Source organism: Bartonella rattaustraliani AUST/NH4 (assembly GCF_000312565.1).
GTDB lineage: Bacteria > Pseudomonadota > Alphaproteobacteria > Rhizobiales > Rhizobiaceae > Bartonella > Bartonella rattaustraliani.
The window spans coordinates 1-2,499 of the sequence record NZ_CALW02000089.1 but is presented as its reverse complement, the minus strand read 5'-3'; the positions used below and the strand labels follow the sequence as shown (position 1 = coordinate 2,499).

General features: G+C 36.5%; 3 protein-coding genes. All 3 read right to left on the bottom strand.

The genetic code is table 11. The features are described 5' to 3' along the window. Nucleotides 1-119: 119 nt before the first annotated feature. Nucleotides 120-500, bottom strand: a complete 381-nt coding sequence (locus tag BN67_RS10675; RefSeq protein WP_033313402.1) for a hypothetical protein — start codon at nt 498-500, stop codon at nt 120-122. 81 nt (nt 501-581) lie between these two features. Next, nucleotides 582-1,232, bottom strand: coding sequence for an LbetaH domain-containing protein (locus BN67_RS10670; protein WP_019224066.1), 651 nt, complete (start codon nt 1,230-1,232; stop codon nt 582-584). A 76-nt stretch (nt 1,233-1,308) separates the two neighbouring features. Further along, entirely contained in the window at nt 1,309-2,037 is a 729-nt protein-coding gene (locus BN67_RS10665; RefSeq protein WP_019224065.1) for an LbetaH domain-containing protein, read from the bottom strand. Nucleotides 2,038-2,499: the final 462 nt, after the last annotated feature.

Here is a 2,499-nt window from a genome sequence, read left to right as displayed (position 1 = left end):
GTATATTTTTTAAACATAGCAAGTCCCTTCACAATTAATGTGTTTAAAAATTTGTTATGAAAATTTATTTGAGAGAGAAGGCGCTCCCCCACGCCCGCGGTCATTATTCCCAAGTTATGTTATGACCATGCCGTATCATAAAGAAGTTCTAGATCACCAGAAAACCACGCCGTTCCAAAAATGAGAGCATCCCCACAAACCTTGGCATGCCCATAAATTTGTGCATATCCAAAAACCCATGCCTTACCAAAAACCTTGGCATGTTCATAAACCCGAGCATGATCGCAAATCTGGGCATCTTGATAAACACATGCCTCATCACCAACCCATGCATTGCCTTCATGAGAGAGATTTTCTTCCTTTTGAATAAAGCCACCTAGGTCGCCAGCTTTGACATTATAAAAGTCCCTTAAAGCTTTAATGCGGTGTAAAGTGATACCATTAACAACTTTAGTTTCATCAGTGAGTTCATATTTTTTAAACATAAGTGTATTAGTCATGAGAAAACCCATTCTATCATTCGTTAGATTATCAGTTGAAAATGAGGGTAATGGGCGCCCCCGCCGCGCCAGAGGCATTATTTACGCAGCGTCTTTTATGGTTTGATCACAAATTTTAATATGACCATTCAATTTTTTTGTATCTATATAGGAATTGCCAAAAACACTCACTTGATCACGAATGTGTGTATAGCCTGTAATTTTTGCATTCTCATAAATACAAGCATCATCCGCAACTACAGCAAAAAACCAAACCTGAGCATTGCCAAAAATCTTTGCATTGCCATAAGCTTGCGCGTAGCCAGTCAATAAAGCATTATCATAGATTTTGGCATGACCTTTTATAACAGCCCTGTCGGATACCTCAGCATGATTTAAAACGCAGGCATAATCGTAAACATAAATTTTTCCAAAAACCAAGGCATGATCAGCAACCCTTGCATTGTCATAAATTTTTGCCCAATCAAAAACCTTGGCATTGCCTTCAATTTTTGCATTATCGAAGACATAAGCATTCTCATAAACACAGGCATCATCATAAACCCAGCAATTGCCTTTATGAGAGAGATTGCTTTCCTCTTCAATAAAACCACCAAGTTGACCAGCCTTAACATCAGCAAAATCTCTTAAAGCGCGTATGCGATAAAGCTTATGACCATCAAATTCGATTATTTCCTGAGTGAGTTCATATTTTTTTGTGTCTTGAATTTTAGATATAGTTGTATTGGTCATGAGAAAACCCATTCTATAAAATTAATTGGATTGTTAGATAAATTTGAAAGAGAGGCGCCCCCGCGCGCCGTCTTAATTAAGCAGCTTCATAATCATCTTCATCATCATGATCATATTCATCATAATATTCATCACGATAATAATCATCTTCACTTCCAAATTCGGGATATGCATCATCCTCGATATCATCATCACGAGTTAAATGGGCATTGCTATGAATATAAGAATTTCCTGATATAAGAGCATCACAAACAACGGCATCATCGAATACACGAGATTCATCACAAATATAAGCAGACCCGCTTATTTTTGCATTTGCTCCAACATGGGCATTATCACAAATAACGGCCTCATCAGAAATATGAGCATGCCCATCCACACAAGCATTATCATAAATTTTGGCATTGCCTTCAATATTAGCAGCACCACTCACATGGGCATTGCCATAAAGCCTTGCATTGTCTTTTAAGGTGCTTCCTTCAAAAATAGCGTTGCCATAAATTTTGGCATTGCCATAAATATAAACAAAAAAGCTTTTTACCTTGGCATTTCCAAAAACGCGTGCATTTTCGAAAACCATAGCTTTATCGTAAATCCAGCAGTCGCCTTTGTGAGAAAGGTTTTCTTCACTTTCAACATAGCCACCAAGGTCGCCAGCCTTTACATCCCCAAAATCCCTTAAAGCTCTAATTCGATATACGAAGTGATCATTTATCAATGCACAGTCATTAGAAAATTCGTATTTTTTTTCAATTTTTTGATTTTGTGAAGAGGAAACGGGGGTGCTTTGTACTGTATTGTTCATAATGAACTCCTAGTTATTTCAAAAGTTTGTTATTGACGCCTCTAAAAAGCGCCGGGTGCTAACAAACACGGTAACTAGTCCGTTGATCACACTTTCCCCGTGAGGGTATTGTATGGCGTGATCACACCCGACAAAATCACTTATATGCTAATAAAAGCATAAAAGATAGTCAGTATATTTTAAAGACATGGGGAGGGTTGTTTCGTAACCTACCCGCTAGTTATCAGTGGTTGTTAATCACTTGAGTATCTATATAACAAAATACGTATTTATTGTCAATTAACATTTTATCTTTTTTGATATTTTTTGTATTTTTTTAACACGTTGTGTATAAACATTGTTATATTCTTATAAACAATCTCTATTTTATTGTGTGTTTTGGATTCTATATTAATGGCTTGCTTAAGTATTTTCGTTATTTAGCTCTCTATACTTCATAAAAGTTACAAACGCTCTTAGGAT

Bases quoted from the DNA above. Each gene is read 5' to 3' on its own strand.
- BN67_RS10675 (WP_033313402.1), bottom strand. From the start codon at position 500: ATGACTAATACACTTATGTTTAAAAAATATGAACTCACTGATGAAACT.
- BN67_RS10670 (WP_019224066.1), bottom strand. From the start codon at position 1,232: ATGACCAATACAACTATATCTAAAATTCAAGACACAAAAAAATATGAA.
- BN67_RS10665 (WP_019224065.1), bottom strand. From the start codon at position 2,037: ATGAACAATACAGTACAAAGCACCCCCGTTTCCTCTTCACAAAATCAA.